This window comes from Ruegeria sp. CJ3 (genome assembly GCF_056536725.1).
In genome coordinates this window covers 265,376-290,242 of record NZ_JBQFQE010000001.1, presented here as the reverse complement: position 1 = coordinate 290,242, position 24,867 = coordinate 265,376, and the positions used below count along the sequence as shown (strand labels likewise).

General features: G+C 60.4%; 25 protein-coding genes. 15 read left to right on the top strand and 10 right to left on the bottom strand.

Features of this window, described 5'->3' with window-relative positions; all coding sequences use genetic code 11:
• The first annotated feature begins 66 nt into the window (after positions 1-66).
• The 7 genes from ACR0J1_RS01440 (at position 67) to ACR0J1_RS01410 (ending at position 5,201) form a co-directional block, all read left to right on the top strand.
• On the top strand, positions 67-915 hold the full coding sequence (locus ACR0J1_RS01440) for an AAA family ATPase (RefSeq protein ID WP_480729981.1): 849 nt from the start codon (positions 67-69) through the stop codon (positions 913-915).
• A gap of 105 nt (positions 916-1,020) precedes the next feature.
• Entirely contained in the window at positions 1,021-1,470 is a 450-nt protein-coding gene (locus ACR0J1_RS01435; RefSeq protein WP_480729983.1) for an N-acetyltransferase family protein, read from the top strand.
• The gene (locus ACR0J1_RS01430) at positions 1,467-2,831 is read left to right on the top strand and encodes a DUF2927 domain-containing protein (RefSeq protein ID WP_480729985.1); all 1,365 of its coding nucleotides are present in this window, start codon (positions 1,467-1,469) and stop codon (positions 2,829-2,831) included. Before ACR0J1_RS01435 ends, ACR0J1_RS01430 begins: the two co-directional genes overlap by 4 nt.
• 6 nt (positions 2,832-2,837) lie before the next feature.
• On the top strand, positions 2,838-3,005 hold the full coding sequence (locus tag ACR0J1_RS01425; RefSeq protein ID WP_480729986.1) for a hypothetical protein: 168 nt from the start codon (positions 2,838-2,840) through the stop codon (positions 3,003-3,005).
• A gap of 4 nt (positions 3,006-3,009) precedes the next feature.
• Positions 3,010-4,194: a vWA domain-containing protein gene (locus ACR0J1_RS01420; RefSeq protein ID WP_480729988.1), complete on the top strand. Its 1,185-nt coding sequence runs from the start codon at positions 3,010-3,012 to the stop codon at positions 4,192-4,194.
• 41 nt (positions 4,195-4,235) lie between these two features.
• Positions 4,236-4,466: a hypothetical protein gene (locus ACR0J1_RS01415; protein WP_480528844.1), complete on the top strand. Its 231-nt coding sequence runs from the start codon at positions 4,236-4,238 to the stop codon at positions 4,464-4,466.
• Positions 4,467-4,511: 45 nt separating this feature from the next.
• Positions 4,512-5,201: a M48 family metallopeptidase gene (locus tag ACR0J1_RS01410; RefSeq protein ID WP_480729990.1), complete on the top strand. Its 690-nt coding sequence runs from the start codon at positions 4,512-4,514 to the stop codon at positions 5,199-5,201.
• A 71-nt stretch (positions 5,202-5,272) separates the two neighbouring features.
• Here the strand turns inward: ACR0J1_RS01410 and ACR0J1_RS01405 are convergent, their stop codons facing one another.
• From ACR0J1_RS01405 to ACR0J1_RS01385, 5 genes are read right to left on the bottom strand one after another with little or no spacing between them, the layout of a single operon-like run.
• The gene (locus ACR0J1_RS01405; RefSeq protein ID WP_480729992.1) at positions 5,273-5,815 is read right to left on the bottom strand and encodes an RSP_2648 family PIN domain-containing protein; all 543 of its coding nucleotides are present in this window, start codon (positions 5,813-5,815) and stop codon (positions 5,273-5,275) included.
• Positions 5,812-7,014, bottom strand: a complete 1,203-nt coding sequence (locus ACR0J1_RS01400; RefSeq protein WP_480729993.1) for an RSP_2647 family RNA methyltransferase — start codon at positions 7,012-7,014, stop codon at positions 5,812-5,814. The genes ACR0J1_RS01405 and ACR0J1_RS01400 overlap by 4 nt, the downstream gene beginning before the upstream one ends.
• Positions 7,015-7,055: 41 nt before the next feature.
• Complete coding sequence (locus ACR0J1_RS01395; RefSeq protein WP_480729995.1) at positions 7,056-7,328, bottom strand: hypothetical protein; 273 nt, start codon at positions 7,326-7,328, stop codon at positions 7,056-7,058.
• Complete coding sequence (locus ACR0J1_RS01390) at positions 7,315-10,104, bottom strand: [protein-PII] uridylyltransferase family protein (RefSeq protein WP_480729997.1); 2,790 nt, start codon at positions 10,102-10,104, stop codon at positions 7,315-7,317. The genes ACR0J1_RS01395 and ACR0J1_RS01390 overlap by 14 nt, the downstream gene beginning before the upstream one ends.
• Positions 10,101-10,517, bottom strand: a complete 417-nt coding sequence (locus ACR0J1_RS01385; RefSeq protein WP_480729999.1) for a DUF4440 domain-containing protein — start codon at positions 10,515-10,517, stop codon at positions 10,101-10,103. Before ACR0J1_RS01385 ends, ACR0J1_RS01390 begins: the two co-directional genes overlap by 4 nt.
• Before the next feature lie 117 nt (positions 10,518-10,634).
• On the opposite strand from ACR0J1_RS01385, the gene ACR0J1_RS01380 reads away from it, so the two are divergent.
• The 5 genes from ACR0J1_RS01380 (at position 10,635) to ACR0J1_RS01360 (ending at position 14,471) form a co-directional block, all read left to right on the top strand.
• On the top strand, positions 10,635-11,060 hold the full coding sequence (locus ACR0J1_RS01380) for a DUF2852 domain-containing protein (protein ID WP_480528835.1): 426 nt from the start codon (positions 10,635-10,637) through the stop codon (positions 11,058-11,060).
• A 63-nt stretch (positions 11,061-11,123) separates the two neighbouring features.
• Positions 11,124-11,555 carry an RDD family protein gene (locus ACR0J1_RS01375; protein WP_480730001.1) on the top strand — a complete coding sequence of 144 codons (432 nt, stop codon included), beginning with the start codon at positions 11,124-11,126 and terminating at the stop codon, positions 11,553-11,555.
• Positions 11,556-11,630: 75 nt separating this feature from the next.
• Positions 11,631-12,455 carry an arginyltransferase gene (locus ACR0J1_RS01370; protein ID WP_480730002.1) on the top strand — a complete coding sequence of 275 codons (825 nt, stop codon included), beginning with the start codon at positions 11,631-11,633 and terminating at the stop codon, positions 12,453-12,455.
• 6 nt (positions 12,456-12,461) lie between these two features.
• Positions 12,462-12,869: a VOC family protein gene (locus tag ACR0J1_RS01365; RefSeq protein ID WP_480730004.1), complete on the top strand. Its 408-nt coding sequence runs from the start codon at positions 12,462-12,464 to the stop codon at positions 12,867-12,869.
• Positions 12,870-13,112: 243 nt separating this feature from the next.
• Positions 13,113-14,471 (top strand): dicarboxylate/amino acid:cation symporter, encoded by a 1,359-nt coding sequence (locus ACR0J1_RS01360; RefSeq protein ID WP_480730006.1) that lies wholly within the window; start codon positions 13,113-13,115, stop codon positions 14,469-14,471.
• Between the two features lie 42 nt (positions 14,472-14,513).
• On the opposite strand, the gene ACR0J1_RS01355 is transcribed toward ACR0J1_RS01360, so the two are convergent.
• From ACR0J1_RS01355 to ACR0J1_RS01345, 3 genes are all read right to left on the bottom strand, one after another.
• The gene (locus ACR0J1_RS01355; RefSeq protein ID WP_480730007.1) at positions 14,514-16,868 is read right to left on the bottom strand and encodes a TRAP transporter large permease subunit; all 2,355 of its coding nucleotides are present in this window, start codon (positions 16,866-16,868) and stop codon (positions 14,514-14,516) included.
• Between the two features lie 17 nt (positions 16,869-16,885).
• Positions 16,886-17,812, bottom strand: coding sequence for a TRAP transporter small permease subunit (locus ACR0J1_RS01350; RefSeq protein ID WP_480730009.1), 927 nt, complete (start codon positions 17,810-17,812; stop codon positions 16,886-16,888).
• Positions 17,813-17,931: 119 nt separating this feature from the next.
• Positions 17,932-19,014: a TRAP transporter substrate-binding protein gene (locus tag ACR0J1_RS01345; protein WP_480528828.1), complete on the bottom strand. Its 1,083-nt coding sequence runs from the start codon at positions 19,012-19,014 to the stop codon at positions 17,932-17,934.
• Between the two features lie 248 nt (positions 19,015-19,262).
• Between ACR0J1_RS01345 and ACR0J1_RS01340 the strand changes: the two genes are divergently transcribed.
• Together ACR0J1_RS01340 and ACR0J1_RS01335 are read left to right on the top strand one after the other, a co-directional pair.
• Positions 19,263-20,696: a cache domain-containing protein gene (locus ACR0J1_RS01340; RefSeq protein WP_480730011.1), complete on the top strand. Its 1,434-nt coding sequence runs from the start codon at positions 19,263-19,265 to the stop codon at positions 20,694-20,696.
• Entirely contained in the window at positions 20,696-21,340 is a 645-nt protein-coding gene (locus tag ACR0J1_RS01335; protein ID WP_480730013.1) for a response regulator transcription factor, read from the top strand. Before ACR0J1_RS01340 ends, ACR0J1_RS01335 begins: the two co-directional genes overlap by 1 nt.
• 74 nt (positions 21,341-21,414) lie before the next feature.
• On the opposite strand, the gene ACR0J1_RS01330 is transcribed toward ACR0J1_RS01335, so the two are convergent.
• Together ACR0J1_RS01330 and ACR0J1_RS01325 are read right to left on the bottom strand one after the other, a co-directional pair.
• Entirely contained in the window at positions 21,415-21,801 is a 387-nt protein-coding gene (locus tag ACR0J1_RS01330) for a bleomycin resistance protein (RefSeq protein WP_480730014.1), read from the bottom strand.
• Positions 21,802-21,843: 42 nt separating this feature from the next.
• A complete protein-coding gene (locus ACR0J1_RS01325; RefSeq protein WP_480730016.1) occupies positions 21,844-22,689 on the bottom strand; it encodes a HalD/BesD family halogenase in 846 nt (281 codons plus the stop codon).
• 424 nt (positions 22,690-23,113) lie between these two features.
• Between ACR0J1_RS01325 and ACR0J1_RS01320 the strand changes: the two genes are divergently transcribed.
• On the top strand, positions 23,114-24,865 hold the full coding sequence (locus ACR0J1_RS01320) for an acetolactate synthase 3 large subunit (RefSeq protein WP_480730018.1): 1,752 nt from the start codon (positions 23,114-23,116) through the stop codon (positions 24,863-24,865).
• Positions 24,866-24,867: the final 2 nt, after the last annotated feature.

Below are 24,867 nucleotides of genomic sequence, written 5' to 3'. Positions count from 1 at the left end.
CGGGTTGTCAAAAATGCCGCCTCTCTGTAACCCGGGCTGCAACCGTTCAACTCAGATGAGAGTCCAATGACCGCACGTTTTCAAGGCACCGCCGAATATGTCGCCACCGACGACCTGACCATTGCCGTGAACGCTGCTGTGACGCTCGAGCGCCCTCTGCTTGTCAAGGGCGAGCCCGGCACAGGAAAAACCGAGCTGGCCAAGCAGGTGGCCGGCGCGCTTGGGCTGACGATGATCGAGTGGAACGTGAAATCCACCACCCGCGCACAGCAGGGTCTATATGAATATGACGCCGTCAGCCGCCTGCGCGACAGCCAGTTGGGGGACGAGCGGGTCCATGATGTCTCGAACTACATCCGCAAAGGTAAACTTTGGCAGGCCTTTGACGCCGACGAAAAGGTCGTTCTGCTGATCGACGAGATCGACAAGGCCGATATCGAGTTTCCAAACGACCTGCTGCAGGAGCTCGATAAGATGGAGTTCCACGTCTACGAGACGGGCGAGACGATCCGGGCCAAGCACCGCCCCATCGTGATCATCACGTCGAACAACGAAAAGGAACTGCCTGACGCCTTCCTGCGTCGCTGTTTCTTCCACTATATCCGCTTCCCGGATGAGGCCACGATGCGCCGCATCGTCGAGGTGCATCACCCCGGCATCAAGGACGCGCTGCTGACCACCGCGCTAACCCAGTTCTATGAAATCCGCGAGACGCAGGGGCTGAAGAAAAAGCCTTCCACTTCGGAAGTGCTGGACTGGCTCAAGCTGTTGCTGGCCGAGGACCTGACTTCCGAGGACCTCAAACGCGACGGGGCCAATGCCCTGCCCAAGCTGCACGGCGCGCTGTTGAAGAACGAACAGGACGTGCATCTGTTCGAACGCCTTGCCTTTATGGCGCGCAGCAAGCGTCAGTGACTTGAACATCCAGTGATCACGGCTTGCCTTCTGGCGGGCCGGATGCCAGCATTGCACCAATCAAAGCCCGATGCAGAAACGGGCCTTCTGAGCAGGAAAATCCACATGCCGACCGCCGTTACAATCCGCCCCTTGCGCCCCGATGATCGGGCCCAGTGGGAGGAGATGTGGTGCGACTATCTCGGGTTCTACAAATCCGAGGTCTCGGACGAGGTCTATGACAGCACGTTCGCGCGCCTCTTAGGCGATGATCCACAAGACTTTTCCTGCTTTGTGGCCGAACAGGACAGCGCGCTTGTCGGGCTGACGCATTACCTGTTTCACCGCCACGCGTGGAAGGTGGAACGCGTCTGCTACCTGCAAGACCTCTATGCCCGCCCTCAGGCGCGCGGTACCGGCGTGGGGCGCGCGCTGATTCAGGCTGTTTATGACGAGGCCGACAGGCAAGAGGCGCCGAACGTCTACTGGCTGACGCAGGAATCCAATCACACCGCCCGCCAGCTTTACGACCGCATCGGCAAGTTAACGCCGTTTCTGAAGTATCAGCGCCCATGATGCGTCTGGGTGCAGCCCTTGTGCTGGCGACGCTGTCCGCCTGTACCTCGGTCGATAGGGTCGAGCTGCCGACGCGCATCAAGGTGATCGAAGAAGCGCTTCCGCCTTCGAAAACCTTCGGCACCGCCCGGCCCAGCGCCCCGACCCGATCCAACAAGAATATCGCGGCAGATTTCGTGTCGCTGCATTTCGCGTTGGAGAGCGGAGCGGAACTGCCGGTCTTTACCCGGTTCGAAGGCCCGGTCACGGTGCGGTTGACTGGAATGCCTCCACCGTCGATGCAGACCGATCTGACGCGCCTTCTGACCCGTCTGCAGCGCGAGGCGCGGATCGACATTCGTCAGATTTCCGAGGGCCAGGCGAATATCACCATCCAAGCTGTCAGCCAGAAACAAATCCGCCGCATCCTGCCGCAAGCTGCCTGTTTCGTGGTCCCCAATGCCTCAAGCCTTGAGGAATACCGCCGCGACCGTCGCAAAAGCAAAAGCAACTGGACCGAGCTGCGCAGCCGCGAGCGGATCGGCATTTTCATCCCCTATGACGCCAGCCCGCAGGAAGTCCGCGATTGCCTGCACGAGGAGCTGGCCCAGGCGCTGGGGCCGTTGAATGACCTCTATCGCCTGCCGGATTCGGTGTTCAACGACGACAATTTCCACACCGTCCTGACCGGGTTCGACATGCTGATCCTGCGCACCGCCTACGCGCCGGAACTGCAAAGCGGCATGACCCAAGAGCAGGTCGCGGCGGTCCTGCCAGGGGTGCTGACCCGACTGAACCCACGAGGCGACCGGATCACCCCGCAACCGGTTTCTGAGACGCCGCGCGCGTGGATCAACGCGGTGCAGCGGGCCTTGGGGTCGGGCTCTGGCTCTGCCAAACGGGTTCGGGCCGCGCAAGAGGCCGCGCGGATCGGCAAACAGCAAGGCTTGACCGACCACCGCCGCGCCTACCCGCATTATCTGCTGGGCCGGATGGGTCAGTTTGATGACCCCCAAGCGGCACAGCAGCAATATGCGTTGGCGCAGAAGTACCTCAACGCCACACCGGGAACCGAGGTGCAACGCGCCCATGTGACCGCCCAGACCGCCGCTTTTGCGCTGGCGCAGGGACAGGGCCCGGACGCTCTGCCAGAGCTGAACAACGCCATCAAGGTCATGACTCGGGCCGAGAACGCCGCCCTTCTGGCCACCCTGCTGCTGCTGAAATCCGAAGCATTGCGGCAGGCTGGCCAGCCCGAACAGGCACGCACCGTCAGGCTGGACAGTATCGGATGGGCGCGCTACGGCTTCGGCTCGGATTTGGTGGTGCGTTCGGTGTCAGAAGGGCTTGCACAGGCGTCCGCCGCAAACACAAGTGGGTAACGGCAGATGGTAGTGGTTCTGGGCATGGCGATTCTAGGCGCCTTTCTTGGCGTTCGGACGGCACGCAAACGCAATGGCAGCGGCGCGGATATGGCCCAATATGCCGCCGGGTATGGCATCGCTTTTGCCCTGCTGGGTCTGATCCTGTCACTGGTTCTGGTCCGTATGGTCTAAGCCCATGTTCTTGCCCTTCTTCGAAAACCTCCGCAAAGCTGGCATTCCCGTATCTCTGCGCGAATACCTGACCTTTCTGGAAGGCATGAAGAAAGGGCTGGCAACCTATGATGTCGAAGCCTTCTACTACCTTGCCCGGGTCTCGATGGTGAAGGACGAACGCAACATCGACAAGTTCGACCGCGCCTTTGCCGCCAGTTTCGAGGGCCTGAACGAGATCAGCTTTGATCAGGTGCTTGAGGCGGTTGATATTCCCGCCGAATGGCTTGAGAAGATGGCCGAAAAGCACCTGAGCGCAGAAGAAAAGGCCGAAATCGAGGCTTTGGGGGGCTTTGACAAGCTGATGGACACGCTGCGCGAGCGGCTGAAGGATCAGCAAGGCCGCCATCAGGGTGGCAACAAATGGATCGGCACCGCCGGGACCAGCCCCTTCGGGGCCTACGGCTATAACCCCGAAGGCGTTCGTATTGGCCAGAAGGAAAGCCGTCACCAGCGCGCGGTCAAGGTCTGGGATAAGCGCGAGTTTCGCAATCTCGATGACACGGTGGAATTGGGCACACGCAACATCAAGGTCGCCTTGAAACGCTTGCGCCGCTGGGCTCGAGAGGGCGCTGCCGAAGAACTGGATTTGGACGGCACCATCCGCGCCACCGCCGAGCATGGCTATCTGGACGTCAAAACCCGCCCCGAGCGCCACAACGCGATCAAGGTGCTGCTGTTTCTGGACGTAGGCGGTTCAATGGACCCACATATCAAGGTTGTGGAAGAACTGTTCTCGGCGGCACGAAGCGAGTTCAAGCATCTGGAATACTACTACTTCCACAATTGCCTCTATGAAGGTGTCTGGCGCGACAACCACCGTCGCTGGGACCAGCAAACGCCGACCCACGAGGTGCTGCGCACCTATGGGCCCGACTATAAGTGCATATTCGTCGGCGACGCCTCAATGAGCCCCTATGAGATCGCCTATCCCGGAGGCGCCAATGAGCACTGGAACCAGGAGGCCGGTCAGGTCTGGCTGCAGAGGGCGCGGGATCAGTGGGCCTCGAACCTGTGGATCAATCCGGTGCCCGAAAAGTACTGGGAATACACCCATTCGGTTGGCATGATCCGCGAGATTTTCGAGGACCGCATGGTGCCCATGACTCTGGCCGGACTGGAACAAGGGATGCGAGAACTTACGCGGTAACGCCGCCGAGGCAACTACAGATGAGTACAGGAAACCAACTTATGACCGAAGACGATCTGGGTTTTATATTCAAACAAGTGTCGGGCGGGGACGTCCTGATCACCCATCGCGGCAAGCGCGCCGCGACCTTGCGCAAGGACAAGGCGCGGTGGTTTCTTGAGGATATGGACGGTCTGGATTTCGCGTCCCAGCAGCAGGAGATGGCACGGCTGACCGGAAACTATCGCCGCGGGAACGAACGGATGGCCAAGAACCACCCCCGCAATCGTTAGCGGACGGTGCTTGCCCCGGCGCGCCTCTGACCTCATATCTGGGTTATGATCAGATTCACCCCGATCTTACTGGCCGTTCTCTATGGCCTTGCGATGTACCGCATCTCGGTCTGGCGCACGCACCGGGAACTGGACGCGAAGTCGACCGAACTGGCTGACCCGGCGCTCAAACGCATGACCGATCGGCTGGCGGCAGCGTTGGAGATCGAGCGGGTACCTGTATATATTTACGAGATCGATCCGGTGAACGGTTTGGCCGCGCCGGATGGTCGGATATTCATCACGCGTGGGTTCTATCGCAAGTTCGCCAACGGCGAGGTCACGGCCGAAGAAATGGCCAGCGTGATTGCGCATGAGCTGGGGCATGTGGCTTTGGGTCACGCGCGGCGGCGGATGATCGATTTTTCAGGGCAGAACGCCATGCGGACAGCGCTTATCATGGTTCTGAACCGGTTCATTCCCTTCATTGGTGCAATGATTGCCAATGCGTTGACATCATTGCTGGCATCACGCCTGTCGCGGGGGGATGAGTATGAGGCGGATGAATATGCCGCTGCCCTGCTGACCAAGGCCGGGATCGGGATCGGCGCGCAGAAATCGCTGTTTCACAAGCTTGAAGAGTTGACCGAGCAACGCGCCGGGGTGGTTCCGGCGTGGTTGATGAGTCATCCGAAAACGGATGAGCGGATCGCGGCGTTGGAGGTGTTGGAGCAGCGTTGGGGAGCGGACGGCTAGGTTTGGAAGCGAGGGGCGCTGCCCCTCGCGCTCCCAGGGATATTTTTGGCCAGATGAAGGGTGGATCCGCGTCAGGCGGTGAGTGCTTTGCCCAGTCTGGGCAGGCGGGCCTTTTTCATCAGCGGGCGAAGGGTCCATTTGTCGCCCGAAAGGTGGTTGGCCTGAGCGAGGGTCTCGCCAGCGACTTGCGCCATGCCTTCGGGGTCAGTCAGCCAGAAGCTGTGCAGCAGGCTGTCGGGATCGCGGCGTTCTATGCCCTCTTCGGCAAGGATGTTTTTCGGGAAATCCTTGGCGTTGACTGTGACAATCAGGTCTGACGATGAGACGACTGCGGTGGCCAGGACGTGGATATCCGCTTTGTCTGGCAGCCAGAGGCGTTGTTCCATGCCGGGCGTGGCGGGATGTTCAGCCTTGGGCCAGCTTGCTTGTGTCAGGGCGATTTCTGCGCGGGCCTGCGCCTCGCCAGTGGGGCCCAGCTTGCGGGCGGCGCGGGCCCATTCTTCGAGGATACGCGCGGACCAGACCGGAGTGAAAAAACCGCGATTGGCTGCACCCAGCAGCATCTCGCGCATCACCGTAGGGTAGATGACGCAGGTATCGAGGACCGCTTTCACAGACGGTAGAACACAGCTTTGAGATAGCCACTTTCGGCCAGTTGCGGCAGCTGCGGATGGTCTGGTCCGGCAAAGCCTGTATGGATCAACTGTGCCTGCCGCCCTGCCCGGCCAATCCCACGCGAGGAAGCGTCGCGGAACCGAGCCAGATCGGCGGCGTGCGAACAAGAGCAGAGGCCCAGATAGCCCCCCGGTTTGACCAGCGGCGCGGCAAGGCGCGCGATGCGTTCGTATGCGCGCAGGCCTGCGTCCAGCGCTTGTTTCGAAGGGGCAAAGGCCGGTGGGTCGCAGATCACCACGTCGAATGAAGCCCCTTCTCCGCCCAGTTGCGTCAACACGTCGAACGCGTCGCCTTGGCGGGTCTGCAACCGGTCGGTAACGCCTGCGGCCTCGGCCCCTTGTTCGGCCAGCGCCAGTGCGGCGGCGGAGCCGTCAACCGCCAGCGCTTGCGCTGCACCACCGGCCAGCATGGCCAGACCGAAGCCGCCGACATGGCTGAACACATCAAGAACCTGTGCTTCGGGATGCACCAGACGCGCGGCAAAGGCGTGGTTGGGGCGTTGATCGTAGAACAGGCCCGTCTTCTGACCGCCGGTCAGGTCGGCCATATAGGTTGCACCGTTCATGGGCACGGGCAGCGGTGCCTCGGGCGTCGTTCCGCGCAGGGTTTGGTTAAGGTCGTCGAGACCCTCCAGCCCTCGGGTGCGACCGGAGGCGTTTTTCAGAACCGTGGTCACGCCGGTCACGTTGACCAGAGCATCGGTCAGGGTGTCCAGATGCGCCTCAGCCCACGCAGCGTTGGGTTGAATGACGCAGGCATCTGCGAAGCGGTCGATGATAACGCCGGGAAAGCCATCAGCTTCGGCATGGATCAGGCGGTAATAGGGCGCGTCGAACAGGCGTTCGCGCATCTGCAACGCACGGCGCAGGCGGGTTTCGAACCAGTCGGCATTCAGGTCCGCGTCAATGTCCCGGTCAAGCACCCGGCACATGATCTTTGATGCGGGGTTCACCGCGACCAGCGCGATGGGCTGACGTTTGTCATCTTCCAGCACCGCCAGTGCTCCGGCTGCGATCTTGCGGGTACGGCGATCGGTGACGATGTCATTGGCGTAGACCCATGGAAAGCCATGGCGCAGCCCGCGCGCATTGGCTTTGGGTTTCAGGCGGATGCGGGGGCGGTCGGATGAGGCGGTCATGGCGCCCTCATAGCTTTGAACCGGTTGGGGTGAAAGCCCTGTTAACGGTTCCGGCTGCGCCAGCCGCCGCGACGCTTGGGGGCCTGCGCCGCCTGCAGCCCTTCGGCCAGAACCTGTGTCATCGGGTGAGCACCCGCTTGCGCCGCGTAGTGCGCGTGCAGTTCGGTCAGCGCCTGTTTCTGATCCCTGTTCTCGGGCAGGCTGAGTGCCCAGTCGAGGAAGATGCTGCGGCATTCGGGCATGGTGATGCCATCGATGCGATAGGCCTCGCGTATCAGGCCCTTGTGGTCGTTCGGATCGTCACTGCGCGCCATTTTCTCCTCCATCAACCACGGTACCAATCAAGGCAGCGGCGGTGGCGTAGCTGTCCTGCAGCGCGGCCTGCAGCCTGTCGACCTGATCGAACCCGGTGGCCCGGCAGAGGAAGGCCGTACCGCCCTCGCCGATCTTGTCCGCCTCGATCGCTTTGCCCGAAAGCAGCCGCGCCGCGCATTGTACGGACCAGCATAGGTCGTAACAGTCCTTGAGCGTCTGCGCCTGCGCGACCTCCAGAAGTCCGGCAGCGACCGCGCCATCCAGACCCGCGCGCACATCGCGTTGGGCAGAACCCGACAACAGCGCCCCACTCTGGGCCAGCAATTCGATATCCATCATCCGTCCGGGGCCATTCTTGGCATCCCAGACCCCCGCCGGGGCCTTGGCCGCCGCCAGCCGGGAGCGCATTTCGGCGACATCGGTCAGAACCTTTCCGCGGTCGCGGGGGCGCGAGATGAATTCAGCGCGGAAGCCTTCGATATCCGTGGCCAGCCCGGCATCCCCGGCGATTACGCGCGCGCGGGTCAAGGCGAGGTGTTCCCACACCCACGCCTCGTTCTGCTGGTAATTGGTAAAGCTGCTCCAACTGGTGGCCACCGGCCCCTGATTGCCCGAAGGGCGCAGGCGCATGTCGACCTCATAGAGCCGTCCCTGCGACATCGGTGCTGTCAGCGCGGTGATCAGGGCTTGCGTGAACCGCGCATAGTAGGTGCGCGTGGCCAGAGGGCGCGGGCCGTCCGACATTTCCTGATCCTGCGGGTCGTAGATCACGATCATATCCAGATCGGACTGCGAATTGATCCGCCCGGCCCCAAGCGAGCCCATGCCCAGAACCGCCGCCCCGCGCCCCGGGGCAGGTCCGTGCTTTCTGGCAAACTGGGTTTCGACGCAGGGCAGAACCGAGGCGATGACCGCCCCCGCCAGTTCCGCATATTGCTGCCCGGCCTGCGCCCCGTCTATGAGGCCGCGCAGATGGTGGACACCGATGCGGAAGTGCCATTCCTTGCACCAGCGCCGGGCCAGATCCAGCTGGGTTTCATAGTCGTCTTCTGTTGACAGGGCTTGCTGCAAATCGGATTGCAGCGCCGCCTGCCCCGGCCAGTCGTCAAAGAAACTGCCGCCGATAACCGCATCAAACACCGCCGCGTTGCGTGACAGATGCGTGGCCAGCGCGTGCGAGGTGCCGACGATGTCGACCAACAGGTCGATCAGTTGCGGGTTCGCCTCGAAGAGGGAAAACAGTTGCACACCGGCGGGAAGGCCCGCCAGAAAACCATCGAGCGCCAGCAGAGCCTCATCGGGTTTTGCGGTTTTGGAGAGGCGCGAGAGCAGTTCGGGACGCAAGCGTTCAAAAATGCGCGCGCCACGTTGCGACCGCAGAGCCGGGTATGTGGTCCACCGAGCCAGCACACCCTTGTCGAATTCAACCTCTGGCGTCGCTGGGCGTGGGCTGGCACCGGGAGCAAAGAACCCCTCGGTCAACTCGTGCACCTCGGTTAGACGGCGGGTAAGATCATCTGTCAGTTCGGCGCTGCCAAGGCCCATCAGGCAAGCCACCCGTTCGATACCATCCTCAGATTGTGGCACTTTGTGAGTCTGTGCGTCGTGCACCATCTGGATGCGATGCTCGACCTCGCGATGGGTACGGTAGTGGTCGGTGAGCTTTGCCGCCACGTCCTCAGGCACCCAGCCCTTTGCAGCCAACGCCGCCAGCCCCGGAACCGTGCCACGCACACGCAGATCGGGGTCGCGCCCCCCGGCGATCAACTGGCGGGTCTGGGTGAAGAACTCGATCTCGCGAATGCCGCCCTGCCCCAGCTTCATATCATGACCGGGGATCGAAAGACTGCCCCCGGTCCCCTTATTCTCGCGTATGCGCAGGCGCATGTCGTGGGCGTCCTGAATGGCGGCAAAGTCCAGATGACGCCGCCAGACAAAGGGGCGCAGCGCATCCAGAAACCGCTGCCCAGCGACAAGGTCTCCGGCGCAGGCGCGCGCTTTGATATAGGCCGCGCGCTCCCAAGTGCGGCCAAGGCTTTCGTAGTACCGCTCCGCCGCTTCCATCGCCATGCACACAGGCGTCACCGCCGGATCAGGGCGCAAGCGCAGGTCGGTGCGAAAGACATAGCCATCCGCTGTCTTGTCGCTGAGCGTGGCGCAGAAATTCCGTGTCGCCCGAACCATGCCGTGCCGGGCATCGTAAAAATCATCCGGCTCAAACCGCGTCTCGTCGAACAGCACGATCAGGTCGATATCCGAGCTGTAGTTCAGCTCATACGCGCCCATCTTGCCCATCGCCAGAATGACCATCCCTGCGGCCGTCTCAGCATCCTCTTCGGTCATCCCCGGCAGCTTACCGCGCCGGATCAACGCGGCGATTTCCGCCTTCGCGGCCACATCCGCGGCCAGTGCGCCAAAATCGGTCAGGGCTCCGGTCACCTTTTCTAATGGCCATGCCCCAGCCAGATCGGCCAACGCGGTCAACAGCGCGACGCGCCGCTTGGCCTGCCGCAACCCCGGCTTCAACTGATCCGCAGGCAGGAGGCGCGCTGCCTCCATCACTTCGGCCAGAGCGCGATCCGGAGCGGACAGAGCTCGCGGGAGCCAATCCCGTTCGTGATCAATAAGCCCTTTTAGATAGGGGCTCGAACCCGCCGTACCTGCAATCAGATCCCCTTGTTCACCGGGCAAATCTGGCAGCGCCGCGCGCGTCTCGTCGCCCAAAGCGGCGTCAAAGGCGCGTGGCAGACGCTGAATGGGAAGGGGATCGCTCATGTGCGCTCCAACGGCGTGTCCTGGCTGAAGCTATTAATCCAGACGTCGTGGCGCCGTTCCCAGAGCGATGAAATCAGCATCGCCTCGGCCTGCCCTGCACCGGGGCGCGTGTAATCCGCGCGATATGTAAGCAGAACGATGTCTGATGTCAGGACACGCAATTTCGCCTCAGACAGTTCATACGCGGCCATTGTCGGCGCATCGGCGAACTGTCCCACATGATCGTCGCGATTGGCAAAGCCCGTCGGGTAGACTCCCAGAAAATCCGAGCTCAGTAACGCCCGATCGGCCTGCGCGTTGCCCTCGACCAGCGCGGTCCAAACCTGCTTTTCCAGCGAAAGGATCTGATCAAGCGTCGGAGCGGGTTTGTTTTCAATATCTTGCATGAGCAGAAATTGCGCCTGATCCGCCACTGCGTCAACCGTCGAAAAACAGGATGTAAATTCTTTTCACATTGCCCCTTGCATTGAATCCGGCAGGCCCCATCTAGGGTATGTGAAAAGAATTTACATCCTGAGTGGAGAGAGCAAATGACCGCATTGTCCGAACACGCCGTTCCTGAAAACCCGGGCTGGCTGCACCGCGCCGAGGCCTGGCTTGACAGCAAGGGCAAAGGGGCCTGGATCGCCGCAATGGTCCTTGGCTTTATCTTCTTCTGGCCCATCGGCCTGGCCTTTCTGGCCTATATGATCTGGAGCAAACGCATGTTCAGCAAATCCTGCAGCCGCCGTTCGTCGTGGAACAGCCACATGAGCGCCATGAAACCTTCCGGCAACAGCGCCTTTGACGCCTACAAGGCCGACACTCTGGCGCGGCTGGAGCGTGAGCAGAAGGACTTTGAGGCTTTCCTGCACCGCCTGCGTGAAGCCAAGGACAAGGCCGAGTTCGACGAGTTCATGGACGAACGCGCCCGCGACAATCGCGATGACACAGACACCGGCGAACAACCCGCCTGATCCAGCCTTGCCCTGTCCCGATCTTCGGGACAGGGTGCCTTTGACCAATAACCGGACCAAGACATGACCCACCTGCCCGATCCCGACAGCCAGCCGGAATTTTACCAATCCGTCGCCACCAAGCGTTTCTTTGCGTGGCTGTTTGATATCGCCTTCATCTCGTTGCTGTGTACCGTGGCGATCCTGCTGACCTTCGGCATGGGCTTTTTCATCCTCGCCCTGATCTATGCGGCCATTAGCTTCATCTATCGGGTCGTGACGATCGCCAACGGCTCAGCCACGCTGGGTATGCGGTTCATGGGCATCGAGTTGCGCGACGCGTTCGGGGCACGCATGGATACCGGCAAGGCCATCGCGCATACGGCAGGCTATTTCGTCAGCATGGCCATCCCGGTCCTGCAGATCATCTCGGTCATCATGATGATGACCAGCGCGCGCTGTCAGGGTTTGACCGATGCCTTACTTGGCACCGTCATGATCAACCAGCGGGCCTGAAAAACTCCTGACTGAAACACTTGGCGGCATAAGGAACCGTTGCTATCATCCGTTCCGAGGAAATGCGGAACCTTCATGCGACACACGCTGCCAATCGCGCCACAATTCTATGTGACGGCCCCCCAGCCCTGCCCTTATCTTGAGGGCAGGATGGAGCGCAAACTGTTCACCGCCCTGCAGGGGGAAGGCGCGGATCAGTTGAACAATTGCCTGTCTCAGCAGGGATTTAGACGCTCGCAGAACGTGCTCTACCGCCCGTCCTGCACCGATTGTTCCGCCTGTCTGTCGGCCCGTATCGACGTTTCGGCCTTCCGCCCGAGCAAAAGCCAAAAGCGCGCGGCCAAGCGCAACGGCTATCTGAAACGCCGCGCCACATCGCCCTGGGCCACGGATGAGCAATTCGACCTGTTCCGTCGCTATCTGGATGCCCGCCACGCCGATGGCGGCATGGCCGACATGGACGTGTTCGAATTCGCCGCGATGATCGAGGAGACCCCGATCCGCAGCCGCGTCGTCGAATATGCCGACCCGGAAACGGACGAACTGATCGCGGTCAGCCTGACGGACGTTCTGGATGACGGGCTGAGCATGGTTTATTCGTTCTACGAGCCGCAGTTTCAGCAAAAATCGCTGGGCACCTACATGATCCTCGACCATATCGAGATCGCGCGAGAGGCCGGGCTGCCCTATATCTATCTGGGCTATTGGGTGCCGGGCAGTCCGAAGATGGGGTACAAGGCCAAGTTCTCGGGCCTGCAGGCCTATATTCAGGGCGAATGGCGCGTGGTCGAGGACCCGGATCAGCACGAACACGCCTCACACCACCCCCTGTCCTCGGCACCGATTGCTGAGCAGGTGGCCAATATCCAGCTGCCCGACCGACACCCGACCAAGGGCTGACCCGCCATGCGGCAGAGCCTACATGCGGTGACGCTGGTCGTACCGGATTATGACGCGGCGATTGCGTTTTACACCGGGGTTCTGAACTTCACACTGACGCAGGATATCGATCTGGGCGATGGCAAACGTTGGGTCCGCGTCACGCCGCCGGGATCGTCCGGTGCATCGCTGCTGCTGGCCAACGCGGTGGGCGCGGAACAAGAAGCCTCGGTCGGGAACCAGACCGGCGGGCGCGTGGGGTTCTTTCTGGAAACCGACGATTTCTACCGCGACCATGCCGCGATGCTTGAGGCTGGCGTCGGGTTCGAGGAAGCCCCGCGCCGCGAACCTTATGGAATCGTCGCCGTCTGGCGCGATCCTTTCGGGAACCGCTGGGATTTGATCGAGTTTTCAGCACCTTCGCTGAGCGAATAAAGTATTATAAATCAAAGCACTACCAAAATCCCCAATCAAATCGCCCATTGATGCGGCAATTTTGACCACCTTGCATAATTTTTAGGCGGTTGAAAACTGACGTTACGTCACCAGATTAGTCGAACTTCTTGATACTCAATCCAGTTCTGAGGCCTGCGGTCATCTAACGATCTGCAGGGGCTGGCATTTCTTGTTGCTGTGACGGGCTTCCCACCGTTGCAGAGGTACTGAAGGAGGGGGAAAATGGTTAACGCCACTCGCCGACTGGTCTCGGCCACTTTGACGACCCAGATCCTGATCGCGCTGGCCCTTGGGTCGGTATTCGGACTGGTTTTGAATTATCTCGATATCGCCGCCCTGAACGCCACGCTTGTAGATGGTGCGCTGTCGATGCTGGGGCAGATGTTCCTGAACGCGCTACAGATGCTGGTGGTGCCACTTGTTGTCTTCTCGCTGCTTTGCGGAGTTGTCGGGATCGGAGACGTCAAACTACTGGGCCGCGTCGGCGGCATGACCTTCGTCACCTATCTGGCCACCACCGCGCTGGCCGTGACCACCGCGCTGGTCTTCGCCAGCCTGATCGGCCCCGGCAAAGGGTTCGAAAGCATGTATCTGGTCGGAGACGGCGTGAGCGTCGCCAACCCACAGACCACATGGGAGATTCTGGCGAACATCATCCCCAAGAACCCGATCAACGCGCTGGCCAATGGTGAGATGCTGCAGATCATCTTCTATGTGATGGTCGTCGGGATCGCCGTTCTGATGATGGGCAACCGCGCCAAGGCGTTTGTCGAAGGCTGTGAGTTCATGAACGAGTTGGCGATGAAAATCGTCAAGATCGTCATGGCTTTTGCCCCGATCGGCGTGTTCAGCCTGATCGCCAAGACCTTTGCGATGGAGGGCTTTGGCCTCTTTGGCCCCGTGATCGGCTATCTGACCACGATCAGCCTGACGCTGGTGTTCCACCTCTGCGTCACCCTGATGGCGCTGCTGTATTTCACCACGGGCCTCAACCCGCGCACATTCATGCGCAAGATGCGTTCGGCTCAGGTGTTCGCGTTCTCGACCTCAAGCTCGAACGCGACGATCCCGGCCAGCCTGCAGTGCGTGACGCAGCGCGTCGGCGTTGACCGTTCGGTCGCCTCGTTCGGGGTTCCTCTGGGCGCGACGATCAACATGGACGGCACCGCGATCATGCATGGGGTCGCCACCGTGTTCCTCGCCAACGCTTATGGCATGGATCTGGGGCTGAGCGGTTATCTGACCGTCATCTCGATCTCGGTTCTGGCGTCGATCGGAACAGCAGGTGTGCCGGGCGTGGGTATCGTGATGCTGGCAATGGTTCTGAACCAGTTGGGCATGCCGCTGGAGGGCATCGGGATCATCCTCGCCGTTGACCGTATCCTCGACATGATGCGGACCGTGGTGAATGTCACCGGTGATGCCGTCGTGACCACCATCGTCGGAAAGAAGGTCGGCAAACTGGACAAGACGGTGTTCGACAACCCAGAGGCGGGCGTGTTCGACACCACCGACCTTGAGATCGACCACGATGTCGAACAGGAATTTGCCAAGCTGACCCATGCGCAGCCGCAGACCTGACATGAAAAAAAGGAGGCCCTGCTGGGCCTCCTTCACGTGATACTAGTTCGGGATCAGATCAGGGACAATTGTCACAATCGTCGGGAAGAACCACAGGATCGCAATTCCCACCACCTGAATGATCACAAATGGAATGATGCCGCGATAGATATGGCCCGTTGTGACCTCTTTCGGGGCAACCCCACGCAGATAGAACAGCGCAAACCCGAACGGTGGCGTCAGGAACGAGGTCTGCAAGTTCACCGCCACCATGATCGTCACCCATTTCGGATCAAACGACCCGCCATAGATCACCGGGCCCACGATGGGGATCACGATGTAGATGATCTCGAGGAAATCCAGCACGAAACCCAGGAAGAACAACACCAGCATCACGATCAGGAAGACCGTGAACTCGTTATCGAAGCTCTTGAGGAACTGCTGGATATAATGTTCACCGCCGAACGAGATCACCACAAGGTTCAGCAGTTGCGAGCCAATCAAGATGGTGAAAACCATCGAGGTTACCTTGGCCGTCTCACGCACCACCGGCGTCAGCACGCCGCTTGCGAACAGGACCCAGCAGCCGAACAGCAGGCCGAACAAAGCGTACAGGTAGGCCGAATAGGCGATGATGAACGCGATCCAGCTTTCGACCGAGACATTGCCCTGATTGATGCGCAAATCGAAGTTCACGCCCATAAGCAGCGCAATGATCACGGCAAAGGTTGACCAGATGATCACTTTACCGGACCGGCCCTGATCCTGAAGCTTGCGATAGGCTGCCAGCATGATCGCTCCGCCCGCGCCAAGGGCCGCAGCGGGCGTCGGGTTGGTCACCCCGCCCAGGATCGAGCCCAGCACCGCAATGATCAGAACCAGCGGCGGGAAGACCACGCGGATCAGATCGTTTGTGGCACAGCGCGCAGCGGCCTCTTTGCAGCCATACATGGCCAACGCAAAGGGCAAGGCCAACAACAGGAACGTGGCCCCGGATGAGGTCGTGGGCGCGATCAGCAGCACATCGACCAGCAGCATCAGCAACAGACCGATGGCCCCCAAGATCAGTGGCTGAGGCGCACGCGAGGGCGCGATGCCCCGGCCCAGAACCAGTGTCAGACCCAGCAGAACTACCATCACGGCAACACCGTTGCCGATGGGCGCAGCCGAAGCGATCTTGGCCTCTTGGGCGGCAGCAAGCTCCTCTTCGCTCAGGCGCTCGGAAGATGCAGCACCACCGGCGGCATCGATTGCCTCTTGCTCGGTCACCGCCTGATCCCAAGCGGACTGACCATGCAACTCGATCATCGAAGCCTTGCACTCTTCGGACACGTTGGTGCGCAGCGATGCCCCCTGCCCGATATCCGAAAACGCCGAGACCGAGATGTTCTGGCTGCCGATCACGCCCGCACTGCCCAGCAGCAACGCGCCCGCGATCAGCGCAACCGGCGCACCGAGCAGCCATGTCAGGCCTTCGGACCGTGTGATGGTCTCGCCCGAACCGCCCGACAGTTCCACGGCGGGTGCCTTATCCGGATTAAGCAGCGCATAGCCAAAGGCATAAAGCGCATAGAGCAGCGCCAGCATGATCCCCGGCAGCAAGGCCGCCTGGAACAACGTCCCAACCGAAACCACGGCGGGTTCACCCAGATAGGTTAGCGCGTCGGTACACCCGGCCTCAACCGCGCGAGTTTCCTGAGCCGTTGAATAGAGGTCACCTGCCAGCGTCCCCAATAGAACGATAACAATCGAGGGCGGAATGATCTGACCCAAGGTACCTGACGCCGCAATCACGCCCGTCGCCAGTTCCGGCGAGTAGTTGTTGCGCAGCATGGTCGGTAGCGCCAGCAGACCCATGGTGACCACAGTCGCGCCCACGATCCCGGTCGAAGCGGCAAGGAAAGCACCCACAACCACAATCGACACGGCCAAACCGCCGGGCAGCGGGCCAAAGACGCGCGCCATCGTGGTTAGCAGATCGTTTGCAATCTTCGAGCGTTCCAGCGTGATGCCCATAAGGACGAACATCAGAACGGCCAGCAACGTCTCAATCGACTGCCCGGCCAGAACACGCTCGTTCATGCGGTTCACGATGAAGGATACGTTGCGGTCCAGCGCAGTTTCCCAGCCCTGCACAAAGACCGGTTCGGCTATCCTTGGTAAATCGGGGTATCGGAACACCGACACCGTGTCGGGTTTGACCCCGGCATTCACCAGATCACGGTAGGCTTGCGACCCGGTGTCGATCGCTTGGTGGATCAACAGCCCGGCGCTGTCCAGCGCGGCGATGATGCCAAAGGAAATCACCCCGGCCCCGCCGATGGCAAAGGCCACCGGGAAGCCTGACAGAATGCCTCCGAAGAGACAGAAAAATACGATAATGAGGCCTATCTCGACACCATCAAGTCCGAATAGCATTGTCTGGTTCTCCGTCCTTAATGCGTGCCTTCGAAGGCTTCTTCACCCTCACCAAGGCTGTCCTTGTCGAGGTATTTTCCAGTGCTTCCCACCCCTTCCACGAACTCCAGATACGAGCGATACAGGAAGGCAATTGCGTGCAGGAACACCATGGCGGCAAAGGCCACCAGCAGGATCTTGAACAGGAAGTAGGCGTTAAAGCCGTTGGGGCTGAACCCGATGGTTTCCACATTCCAGCGCAGGGCGCGGGATTTGGCCAACAGACGATCCAACGTGTCACTGGCCGAGGGTTTCGGCACAATCAGGTGCCGCCACATGAAGTACCAGCCATACATCCAGGTCAGCACGGCTATCGGCATCATGAACAGAACTGCTCCGCACATATCGACGACGCGTTTGGCACGGTGGCTGATACCCGCATAGATCAGATCGACCCGCACATGACCGCCCTGAACGAAGGTGTAAGTGCAACACAGGCAGACAACCATGGCGTTATACAGTTTAAGTTCTTCGGCGAACCAACTGATATCCATCTGAAAAGGGATACCCAGCCCAAAGGACATATCGGGCCGGGTGAACACTCGTTGCATAAAGACGATCACGATCTGCTGGATTACCATCAGCAGGCCCGCCCACGCAAAGAACCGCCCTGTCGTGTTGGCGAACCCTTCAAGGACACGCACCATCCCCCACATGAAGCCGCGCCAATAAAGCCCGATGGCGGTCAGCACCAGAAACAGCGTGAAGATCACAAAGAAGAACTCGACCGAGCCGCCATAATAAACAAAGCGCATAATCGCTTCTTTGTTCGACCAGTCCAGCCAGAGTTGCGGATGCGTGATCGCGTATCCGAAATTATAGAAGGCTTCGGCAATGTTCTGAATGAACCAGATCAGTCCATTCCACAGGGCGCCGAAGAACGAGATACCGTTATCGTCCTGCATGTTGTCCCCAGGTCGCGTCGGTTGCACGTTTGGTTATGGCGGCATGTCCGAACCGCCTATGTGCAACGGGAAAGGCTCCCCCGTCAGACGGGGGAACCGATTGCTGTGAACGGGATGGCTTAGCCGCGCACGCGGTCGCGCTCGGAGGTGTAGACACCCGACGACAGGTTGTTCCAGGCCGAGGACTCAGCCATCGACTTCATGGCGCTGTCGTGGATGCGCGCGAACAGCTCGTCGCCCATATACTGATCCAGAACTTCCTGGCTGGCCTTACCGAAGGCATCCCAAACGGGCTGCGGGAATTCCATGACCTTGACGCCAGCGGCCTGCAGACGCGCCAGCGCGGCACCGTTGTTGGCCAGGAATTGCGCCAGGTTCCACTGGTGGCACTCTGCTGCAGCGATTTCGATGATCTTCTGCTGTGCCGCGCTCAGGCTGTCATAAACCTCGCGGTTGGTTGCCAGCGACAGACCCGCACCCGGCTCGTGGAAGCCCGCGGTGTAGTAGGTCTTGGTGATTTCCTGGAAGCCGGCCTTCTCGTCGGCCCACGGACCGATCCACTCGGTTCCGTCAATCGCGCCGGACGACAGCGCCTGATACACTTCGGAACCCGGGATGTTCTGAACCGATGCGCCCAGTTTACCCAGCGCTTCGCCGCCCAGACCCGGCATACGGAACTTCAGACCGTTGAAATCTTCGGGGCTGTTGATCTCTTTCGAGAACCAGCCGCCCGCCTGCGCGCCAGTGTTACCGGCCAGGAAAGATTTCAGGCCAAAGATTTCGCCCAGCTCATCGTGCAGCTGCATACCACCTGCGTGATAGTACCAGTTCACCAGCTCCTGCGCGGTCATGCCGAACGGAACAGCGGTAAAGAACGCATAGCCCGGGTGCTGTCCGACAAAGTAGTAGTCTGCGGCGTGATACATATCGGCCTGACCGGACGAGACCGCGTCAAACACTTCGAACGCGCCAACCAGTTCACCGGCGGCTTTGATTTCAACGTTCAGGTTGCCATCCGACATCGTGGTGATGCTGTCGGCGCAGCGCTGTGCGCTGTCGAAAACGCCTGCAAGACCGCGGCCCCACGAGGTGACCATGGTCAGCGTGCGCTTGCCCTGCGCATAGGCGGGTGCCGCCAGTGTGGTGGCTGCAGCAGCCGAGCCGCCCAGTGCTGACGTTTTCAGAAACTTACGACGATCCATATGAGTGATCCTCCCCTGTCATATTTATTGCCCGGTTCTGTCCCGGACCGATCGTTTCCAGTGCGCGACAGCCTAGTTGCACGCACATGAATGTGAATACCTACTACTACGTAGCCGAGAGGGTTTTTGGTGAAACAGCCTCGTAAATCGGGCTTGTTTTGTCCGCATTCCATCAAATCCCGGTGCCTGAGCCCTCTGTTTGATCAATCTTTTTGCAATTTTCCCCTCGCTTGCGTATCGATTCGGCCATGGGAGGATTCCGAAATCTGGTCTCGCTGACCTACGCGCAGAAGCTGTCGCTTGTTGCTGCAATACCGCTGATCGCAGCGGTGGCGGCGATTGCGCTGGTCGTTGCCTATGAATCGCGAGCAACAGCGGAAAGCGAGATTCAAGCACTCGAACGTCGCTTGATCGAAGCCAAGAAGGACGAGCTGCGCAACTACGTCACGCAGGCGCGCAACGGGTTTGCCTACATTTACGGGCGCGCATCGCCGGATGACGAGGTAGCGCAGAACCTCGTCACACAGATCCTGTCGGCGATGATCTATGGCAAGGACGGGTTCTTCTTTGTCTACGACTATGACGGGAACAATCTGGTCAGCCCGCGCCAGACCGAATTCATCAATCGCAACTGGGTGGGCCTGACTGACAGTGATGGCACCCCCATCGTCGACGAATTCATCAAGCTCGCCCGTCAGGGGGCCGGTTGGCACAGCTTCATGTGGCAAAAGCCCTCGACCGGGGAAGAGGCGCAGATGATCGCCTATGTGGTCGGCCTGCAGGACTGGCGCTGGGTGGTGGGCACTGGCGTCTTCATTGACGATATCGTCGCCACCGTCGCCAACGCCCGCGCCGAGGTCGAGGCGCGTGTGCAGCGCACCTTCCTTTATATCGGCGGCATCGTTCTGGCCGCTGTGCTGATCGTTTTCGCCTCGGGCATGTTGCTGAACTTCCGCGAGCGCCGTCTGGCCGATGCCAAGCTCAAGGAACTGACGCAGCGCGTATTTGACGCGCAAGAAGAAGAACGGGGCCGCGTCGCCCGCGAGTTGCACGATGGGATCAGCCAGATCCTTGTCGGCGTGCGTTATGCACTGGACAACGCACGCCGCCGCCTGTCGCGCGGCGATGATGCAGGCGCACAGGACCCGCTTGAGAAAGGCATCGACAATCTCGGCACTGCGATCACCGAGGTTCGCCGCATCAGCCGCGACCTGCGCCCCGGTGTGCTGGATGATCTAGGCCTTGGCCCCGCGCTCAAGGCGCTGACGGATGACTTCCGCGAACGCACCGGGATCGAGACCGAATTCTCGACCGTCGTGTTCCGCAACCGGCTGGATCAGGATAGCAAGATCGCCCTCTACCGGATTGCCCAGGAAGCATTGACCAATATCGAGCGCCACGCGGGCGCAACCCGTGTAACCATCGACCTGCGCGGTCACAAGAAAGGGGCCACCATGCGGATCACCGACAATGGCATTGGACTGCGCAGCGAACCGGATGGTGCAAGCACCGGGATCGGGCTGCGCAACATGCAGGAACGCATCGAACAGCTTGACGGATCGCTGCGCATCCTATCGTCGCGCGGCCAGCGCAGCGGTACGGTGATCGAAGTCAGCTTGCCGCTCAGCCACCTGTTGCCGCCGCAGGAAGACGCAACACCAAAACGAAAGGCCGGTTCCTGATGACTGATACGATCCGGGTTCTCATTGTCGACGACCATCCCATGGTGGCCGAGGGCATCCAATCGCTGCTGGAAAGCTACGACGAGATCGAGGTGGTCGGCACGCTGTCGAACGGGCAAGAAGCAGTGGATCAGGCCGTGCGCCTGCAGCCGGACGTGATCCTGATGGACCTCAATATGCCCGGCCTCAGCGGGCTCAGCGCCACCGAGATCATCCTCGAACGCCTGCCCGACACCCGCATCCTGATCCTGTCGATGCATGACAGCCCCGAATACATCTCAACGGCGCTCAGCCACGGCGCCAAGGGCTATGTGCTCAAAGACGTGCCAACCGAAGAGATCAAACAGGCCATCGACGCCGTGATGCAGGGCGAACGTTATCTCTGCACCGGGGCCAGCGGGTCACTCGAACCCAAAGACGGCGACACGCGTGAGGCGCTCACCGGTCGCGAACAAACGATCCTGCTGGAACTGGCGCAGGGTAAATCCAACAAAGAGGTGGCGCAGGCGCTGGATATCTCGGTGCGCACGGTCGAGACCCACCGCAAGAATATCAAACGCAAGCTGGGCATTTCCTCGACCGCCGGCCTGACCCGCTATGCGCTGGAACATGGCGTCTTGCAGGGCACCAGCCCCGGGCTCTGACCGCAGCGCGGCACGCGCTGCCCGGCCCAACCCGAGGAGATGCGCCAAAGGCGCATTGACGACGGGCGGGAGGGCTACCCGCCGCCGCGCGAGCTGTTGTCTTCTCCGAAAAACACCAGCGTCCCGTCCTCGTCGATGACATGGAATTCGCGCTGTTGATACGGCTGATTGAAGGGCGGCCGCACGCGCCCTTCGGGCAGGTCGTCCAGACCCGGACGCAAGCTTTCAAACAGGGCATCGATACCCTTTACATCTATATAGAAGGACTGATCATCCCCCAAAGCCCGCCCATCCGCGCGCGGCGGACATTCCAGCAATCGGATCGCCACAGGGCCATTGCGCAAAAAGGCATAGTTGTCCTGTCGGAAGGTGCAGTCAAAGCCAAGTCTGTCACAATAAAACCCAATCTGTGCGTCCAGCGAAGAACACAAGACAAATGGCGTGAGTTGCAGGATCTGCATCAACCAACCCTCCTCTGATCGATGCCTTCAGTCTAGCACGACTCAGTCGATCAGCTGGTCATTTCGCAACCCTTCACGTTCATGATGATGCGGCAACACCCGGCCATACAGTTGCCGGGTCCGCTCGACCCCGCCACACATGCCCTCAGTTTCAACAAACGAGAATATGCCGACATAGCGCCGGCGCGCGCCCTTGACCGGCGCGACCCTGTGCAGGGAATATCGGCCCCTGAAAATCTGCAGGTCTCCGGGGCACAATTCCAACGTTCGGACCTGCGCCATACTGCCATCCATAACCGCCGCGACGCCCGGGAAATTCTCATCCTCTGCGCTGCGCAGATTGGGGACGTATTGGAACGCGCCACCCTGCTCGCCGCTCTGAATCGCCAGCGTGACCGTGTAGTTGTTGGTGTCGAAATGCCAGGGAAAGCCCTGCCCCTCCTCGACCACGTTGATGATCACATCGGCCAGCGGGTCGTCATAGCGAAAGAACTGGTCCTCGGGCTCGTCCAAAGCGGCGCGGATGAACGGCAGAAACCCCTCGAATTCATAAATCCGCCGCAGAGGGCCGTCTTTGGCAAAGTTGTCGGCCGGGACAAAGGCGTTCGAGCGATCATAGAACCGACGCAACGGATGCCCGATGCCAAAGCGCGGGTCGTCCTGCGTGAAATACGCGTTGGTCCGGTTGAACGACCGGTGTGCCTGCGGGGCAGCGGCCTCGGCCTCTCGCACCAGATGTTCAAGACCGGCCTCATGCACAAAGCCCGGCAACACTGCGCATCCGTCCTGATCAAGTTCACGTCTCAGGTCTTCGATCAGCCGGTCGTAGGCCCAGGAATCCGGACAATCGATCGGGTAACGCCCCAGGTCCACCAGATCATGCAACATCTCTGACCTCCCAGTTTCACTCACCTTGGCCCAGCGTGACTCAGAGGCGACGGACTCTCATGCCCGTTTCGGACATTCCGTTGCCGGTTTCAGACATTCGCTCCGACCGCCCGACAGGCCGAATTGGGATGATTTTTCGCGGAAGTTCCGGACATGCGGCAAAATGCGCAAGATTATGTCGGAGAATACCGCCACCAGGATAGAAAATTCATACGATTGCCTGTTGACGCCCCTGCGCCCCGCTCATAATGTCCCTGCACGCAAAGAAGGAGCCTCTGGCGATGAAAACGCTAGTCGTAATCGTAGGAACCACGCGCATGGGCCGGTAACGGTAAACCATAATCGAACCCATGCGCCTCCGAAAACTTCGGGGGCTTTTTTTTGGCAATACGCAAGACACTTGTCGCGAACGGAGCAAAAGCAGATGACACGTGAGATGACCGGCGCAAAGATGGTGGTTCAGGCCCTCAAGGATCAGGGCGTTGACACGGTATTCGGATACCCCGGCGGCGCCGTCCTGCCGATCTATGATGAGATCTTTCTGCAAAACGACATCCGCCACATTCTGGTGCGACACGAACAGGGTGCGATCCACGCCGCCGAGGGCTATGCGCGATCAACCGGTAAACCGGGCGTGGCACTGGTGACATCAGGACCCGGTGCTACCAACGCGGTGACCGGGCTCACCGATGCGTTGCTCGATTCGATCCCGATTGTCGTTCTGACCGGTCAGGTGCCGACATTCATGATCGGCTCGGACGCGTTTCAAGAGGCCGACACCGTTGGCATCACCCGTCCCTGCACCAAGCATAACTGGCTGGTCAAAGATACCAACTCGCTTGCCGCCAGACTGCACGAGGCGTTTCACGTCGCCACTTCGGGCCGGCCCGGTCCGGTTCTGATCGACATCCCCAAGGACGTGCAGTTTGCCACCGGCACTTATACCGGCCCCGAACCGTCGGCGTCGCATTACCAGCCAGTGCTGAGGGGCGATCTGGAAGAAATAACCGAACTGGTGGCCGCGATAGAGACCGCGAAGAAACCTGTGTTCTACACGGGCGGCGGCGTGATCAATTCGGGCCCAGAAGCAAGCCGCTTGCTGCGCGAACTGGTGGATGCGACCGGCTTTCCCATCACCTCAACCCTGATGGGGCTGGGGGCCTATCCGGCGTCTGGCAAGAACTGGATGGGGATGCTGGGGATGCACGGCCTCTACGAGGCTAACATGGCGATGCATGACTGCGATCTGATGATCAATATCGGCGCGCGGTTCGACGACCGGATCACCGGGCGGATCGACGCGTTCTCGCCGAACTCGGTCAAGGCGCATGTGGATATTGACCCCTCCTCGATCAACAAGGTGATCCGTGTTGACATTCCGATCGTGGGCGACGTGGCCCACGTGTTGCAGGACATTCTGGCCACGTGGACCGAGCGCGGGCGCAAGACCGAAGCCGCCGCGGTGGCCGAGTGGCAAAAGCAGATCGCTGACTGGCGCAAAGTGAACTGCCTTGCCTTCACCAACAGCGAGAAGACCATCAAGCCACAACACGCCCTGCAGCGCCTCGAAGAACTGACCAAAGGGCATGACCGCTACATCACCACCGAAGTGGGTCAGCACCAGATGTGGGCAGCCCAGTATCTTGGGTTTGAAGATCCCAACCGCTGGATGACATCTGGCGGGCTGGGCACGATGGGTTATGGCTTCCCAGCCTCCATCGGTGTGCAGATGGCTCACCCAGATGCCTTGGTGATCAACGTAGCGGGCGAGGCCTCGTGGTTGATGAATATGCAAGAGATGGGCACCGCGACGCAGTACCGCCTGCCGGTGAAACAATTCATCCTGAACAACGAGCGCCTTGGCATGGTCCGCCAGTGGCAGGAGCTGCTCCATGGCGAACGCTATTCTCATTCGTGGTCCGAGGCCCTGCCCGATTTCGTCAAGCTCGCCGAGGCTTTCGGCGCCAAGGGCATCATGATCAGCGACCCCGCCGATCTGGATGACGCGATTATGGAGATGATCAACTACGACGGTCCGGTGATCTTCGATTGTCTGGTCGAGAAGCACGAGAACTGCTTCCCGATGATCCCCTCGGGCAAAGCCCACAACGAAATGCTTCTGGGCGAGGCCGAAACGCAGGGTGTGATTGATAGCAAAGGTTCGGTCTTGGTCTGACA